We start from the raw sequence: 4,856 nt of genomic DNA on the forward strand, positions 1-4,856 counted from the left end.
CCGACGGCTGGACCCAGGTGCCGCTGATCTCAAGCACGGGCTGGGCGATCATCTCGCTCTCCTTCTTCGCCGGCGCCTTCAACGTCGAAATTTTTCGCGCGGGCATCGAGGCGGTGCCCGAGTCGACCCAGGAGGCGGCGAGCGCGCTCGGCTTTTCGCGCTTCCAGACCTACACCGACATCGTCCTGCCGCTGGCCTTCCGCGTGTCGCTGCCGGCGCTCAACAACAACCTCGTCAACCTCGTGAAGACCACCACACAGGCGATCGCGATTGCGGTGCCGGAGTTGCTCTACCAGTGCGTGAGCATCTGGAGCGACTACCCGAGCGCACAGTACCCGACCATGCTGCTGTTGTTCTTCTCGTTCATCTTCCTCGTCGGGCTGCTGGTGCTCGGCATGAACCGGTGGGAGCGCGCCATGCGCATCCCGGGCTACGGAGGCTGAGCCATGCGACGCGACGGCACTCCCGGCCTGCACACCCCGCCCCGCACCGACCTGCTGGTGCTGAAACCGTTCAACGCCCACGCGGCGGGCGCCCCCGAGGACCTCTTGTTCTCGCGTTGGCTGGCGTCGACCCCGGGCTGGGCGTGGCTGGCGCTGATCGGCCTCGTTGGCCTCTGGCCGGTGGTGGCCTCGGCGGCGACCGGCTACAGCATGGGCGACGCCTTCGCGGCGCTGTGGCGCTGGATTCCCTTCGTCATCACCGGCGGGTTCCTGTTCAACATCATCATCTCCTTCCTCGCCATGGCGATCGGCACCGTCGCAGGCGTGGTGCTCGGCTTGATGCAGATCTCGCCGTCGCGGCTGATTCGGCTGCCCGCGCAGATCACCACGCAGGTGTTCCGCAACTCGCCCTGGCTGGTGCTGCTCTTCATCGTGCTGCTGGCGCTGCCCTACGAGATCGAGATCGGCGACACGGTGATCCGCATCCCGGACTGGATGAAAGCCGTGTTCGGGCTCTGCCTGCCGATCATGGCCAACATCGCCGAGGTGGTGCGCGGCGCGATCAATTCGGTGCCGAGCGGCCAGTGGGAGGCGGCCGAGTCGCTCGCCTACACGCGCCAGCAAACGCTGTGGCAGATCATCCTGCCGCAGTGCTTCAAGCGCATGATCCCGCCCTGGATGAACTGGTACGCGATCCTGACAATGGCGACACCGCTCTGTTCGTTGTTGGGCGTCGAGGAGCTGATCACCCTGAGCCGCCAGGCGATCGAGGCCGAAAACAACCGCCCCGAACTGCTGATCCCGTTCTACGGCTTTGCGTTGCTGGTGTTCTTCGCCTACTGCTACCCGATCGCCCGCGCCACGATCGCGCTTGAACGACGTTTCGCGGTGAAATTGTAAGTGCTCGGACCACACCACACTGTCGACTCAGCGCATGCCTGGTACGCGGCGTCGCGCACCAGTCCGTTTGCGTTGAGCGCTGACGCGCCCCTTTTCACATCGCCGGGCACGCGCCCTGCGGGAACGGTTGTGTGCCGCCCTCGCGTCGTTGCCCCCCTCGGAAGGAGAACCACTCTTCCCGTCGGCGGGCGCCTCGCGATGCCAACACACAACCGTTCTGAGCCAAACCCTGTGGTGTGGCCCGAACACTAGGAACCCCTATGCCAAACCCCACCTGGACCCCGGATCAACCCATCGTCTCGATCAAGGACGTACACAAGTCCTTCGGCGACCTCGAGGTGCTCAAGGGCATTTCGATGGACGTCATGAAGGGCGAGGTGATCTGCATCATCGGCCCCTCGGGCTCGGGCAAGTCGACGCTGATCCGCTGTGTGAACGCGCTCAACGACATCCAGCAGGGCTCGATCACGGTCGAGGGCCAGGAGGTCAACGACGCCAAGCTCGACAAACTCGAGCTGCGCAAGACAGTCGGCATGGTCTTTCAGCAATACAACCTGTTCCCGCACAAGACCGCGCTGCAGAACATCATGATGGCACCGATCAAGGTGCTGAAGCAGGACCCGGCCGAGGTCGAGAAACGCGCGCGCATGCTGATCGAGAAGGTGCGGCTCAAGGGCAAGGAAGACGCCTACCCAGGCGAGCTCTCCGGCGGCCAGCAACAGCGCGTCGCGATCGCGCGCTCACTCGCGATGAGCCCGGACATCATGCTGTTCGACGAGGTCACGGCCGCGCTCGACCCGGAGACCGTCAAGGAGGTGTTGGTCACCATCAAGGACCTCGCCGAAGAGGGCATGACCTGCATGCTGGTGACCCACGAGATGGGGTTCGCGAAGGAAATCGCCGACCACATCTACTTCACCGACCGCGGCGTCATCGTCGAGCACGGCCCGCCGAGCACCTTCTTCGAGGACGCCAAGGACCCGCGGACGCGCGAGTTCCTAAGCCAAATATTGTAAATGCGCAACCGGGCACACCGGGTGCGTTAGACCGTCGCCGTGCCCGCCCTCAGCTGTCGGGCGCGACCACCCACTGCATGAAGGCTTTCTTCTCGTCCTCGTCTGCCGAGCCCCAGAGTGACTTGAGCGACTCGAGCCGCGAGCTGGACGTGGTTGCAGCCGGCGCGGGCGCCGGTGTGGGCACAGCCGCTGCGGCGGTGGCCGTGGTCTCAGGCTGCTTGTTGCCGGCCATCATGTCGGTCAGGTTGACCTCCAACACGCCGGTTTCGCCGGTCGACGTGGTGTCGATGCGCGCGCCGCTCGGGTCGCGCAGCCAGGCGCTGAAGCCCGCGAGGTACTCGGGCGCGTCACCGAGGTCGCGGGTGTCTTCAGGCGGGTCGAATTCGACCGTGAAGCGCTCGCCGGGGCGGGCGACGAAGGTCGCCACCACGATCTCCCCGCGCACCAGCTCGTTGTCGTCACCGACGCCCCAGGGCTCGCCGTACTGGAAGGCGACCGAAGCGGTGCCGGCGTCGACGTTCACCGTGTAAGGAAACTCGAGCACCGGCGGCAGCGTCACGTCGCGCCCGTTCACGCTGGTGACCCGCAGCGGGTAAGGCAATTCCAGTTGGGCCGCGGTGGCGGCGTCGCTCGCGTAGTCGAACTCGCCCGGGATCGACGCGCAGCCGCCCAGACCCAGTACAGCCGTGCAAACAGCCAGCACCTTCGCCCAATATTGCATGACAACCTTCACCCGTCGGTTAGTGGAGTGATGAGAAGTATCGTCCATTGCAGACGTGCTCGCCAGATGCGCATTCTGCCGAGCTGCAAGGCCGCCCCGGCCCAGCGTCGGCAGCGGGCCGGCGCACACCAGGCCCCAGGCTGAGCCCCTGAGCCGAAGAGGCCGTCAGGCGGCGGCCTCGATCGGGCGCAGGCCGAGCAGCGCGCGTGTCTCGGCGGCACTCGCCACCGGCCGCTCGTAGCGCTCGCACAGTGCGACCACCCGTTCCACCAGCGCCGCGTTCGACGGCGCCAGCGTGCGCTTGTCGAGGCGCACGTTGTCCTCGAGCCCCGTGCGCGTGTGGCCCCCCGCCGCGATCGCCCACTCGTTGACGCGCAGCTGCTCCCGACCAATGCCGGCCGCGCACCAGTTCGCGTCCGGCGCCAGGCGCTGCACCGTCTCGACGTAGAACTCGAACGCCCGCTTGTCCGCCGGCATCGCGTTCGTGATGCCCATGACAAACTGGATGTAGAGCTTGCCGTAGAGCCGTCCCGCGGCGTGCCGTTGGACGGCCTGAAAAATGTGGCTGAGGTCGAAGGCCTCGATCTCGGGCGTCACGCGGTGGGTGCGCATCAGCGCGGCGAGGTGATCGACAAGGTCCGGCGGGTTCTCGTAGACACGGGTCGGGAAGTTGTTGGAGCCGACCGCGAGCGAGGCCATGTCGGGCGCGAGCGGCAGCATGCCACCGCGCTCGGTGCCGGCGCCCGAGCGGCCGCCGGTCGAGAACTGAATCACCATGCCTGGGCAGTGGCGCTCGAGGCCCGCCTGCAGCGCGGCGAACTTATCCGGGTCAGACGTGGGCGACTGGTCGGCGTTGCGCACGTGGCAGTGCGCGATGGTCGCGCCCGCCTCGAACGCCGCCTGCGTGCTCTCGACCTGCTCGGCCACGCTGATCGGCACGGCCGGGTTGTTTTCCTTGCGCGGCAACGAGCCCGTGATGGCCACACAGATGATGCAGGGGTCGCCCATGGTCGCGCTCCGGTGGGGAGGCGCCTAGGGTACGGCAGTCACGCCCGCCGGATCGACCCGGCGGTGACGCGCAGCGCAGCGGCGCTAGCTCGCCGCGTTGCGCCAGACAGACTCAGGGCAGTAGGCCGCCCCGTGGATCGGGCCGAGGTCGGGCGACTGCACCAGCAGCGCGCAGCCTTGCCCTTCACCCAGCGTCGGGGCCACCGAGAACGACGTGACGCCCGCTGGCGACACCGGCTCGAAGCTGCGCACGATGTGGTGGCTGGTCAGCGTCTTGTCGTGGTTCTCGCCACTGGTGATCTCGGTGGTGGCCTCGATGTCGAAGACCGCGAGCCAGACCTGCGCGTCGTCCGGCACGTCCGAGAGGTCACCCTGCAACGCGACCGTCAGCGTCGTGCCAGTCGCGGCCGACACCTGCAGCTCCACCGCCGAGCGCTCCACCCGGTTGATGCCGTCGAGAACGTCGCCGCGGCGCGAACCGACGGCGCCGTAGCGGCCGTTGACCACCACCTGCGGCGTATACACGCCCCTCCGCCCCGAGAGGCGCAGCGCGTTGTAGTCACGCTGGCGCAGCGTGTAGGTCGGGCTGGAGAAGGGGTCCTTGTGCGTGCCGTGCCGCCCGTAGACCAGCGTGTCCCAGTAGTCGACGGGCGGCACGGCACGCACAAGGACCCCTTCTCCAGCCCGGCCAACACGCTGCGCCAGCGCGACTACAACGCGCTGCGCCTCTCGGGGCGGCGGGGCGTGTACACGCCGCAGGTGGTGGTC

At 67.4% G+C, this 4,856-nt stretch carries 6 protein-coding genes; 3 read left to right on the forward strand and 3 right to left on the reverse strand.

Annotated elements, in window-relative coordinates:
• The 3 genes from AAGA11_22630 to AAGA11_22640 form a co-directional block, all read left to right on the forward strand.
• The coding region (locus AAGA11_22630; GenBank protein MEM9605672.1) for an ABC transporter permease subunit at window positions 1-443 on the forward strand (443 nt) is incomplete at its 5' end.
• Between the two features lie 3 nt (window positions 444-446).
• Window positions 447-1,343, forward strand: a complete 897-nt coding sequence (locus AAGA11_22635) for an amino acid ABC transporter permease (protein ID MEM9605673.1) — start codon at window positions 447-449, stop codon at window positions 1,341-1,343.
• A 260-nt stretch (window positions 1,344-1,603) separates the two neighbouring features.
• On the forward strand, window positions 1,604-2,359 hold the full coding sequence (locus AAGA11_22640) for an amino acid ABC transporter ATP-binding protein (protein MEM9605674.1): 756 nt from the start codon (window positions 1,604-1,606) through the stop codon (window positions 2,357-2,359).
• Window positions 2,360-2,408: 49 nt separating this feature from the next.
• Here the strand turns inward: AAGA11_22640 and AAGA11_22645 are convergent, their stop codons facing one another.
• From AAGA11_22645 to AAGA11_22655, 3 genes are all read right to left on the reverse strand, one after another.
• Window positions 2,409-3,080 (reverse strand): DUF2057 family protein, encoded by a 672-nt coding sequence (locus AAGA11_22645; protein ID MEM9605675.1) that lies wholly within the window; start codon window positions 3,078-3,080, stop codon window positions 2,409-2,411.
• A 165-nt stretch (window positions 3,081-3,245) separates the two neighbouring features.
• A complete protein-coding gene (locus AAGA11_22650; GenBank protein MEM9605676.1) occupies window positions 3,246-4,088 on the reverse strand; it encodes a 3-keto-5-aminohexanoate cleavage protein in 843 nt (280 codons plus the stop codon).
• Window positions 4,089-4,172: 84 nt separating this feature from the next.
• The coding region (locus AAGA11_22655; GenBank protein ID MEM9605677.1) for a DUF1223 domain-containing protein at window positions 4,173-4,856 on the reverse strand (684 nt) is incomplete at its 5' end.

Source organism: Pseudomonadota bacterium (genome assembly GCA_039196715.1).
Classification (GTDB): Bacteria; Pseudomonadota; Gammaproteobacteria; order CALCKW01; family CALCKW01; genus CALCKW01.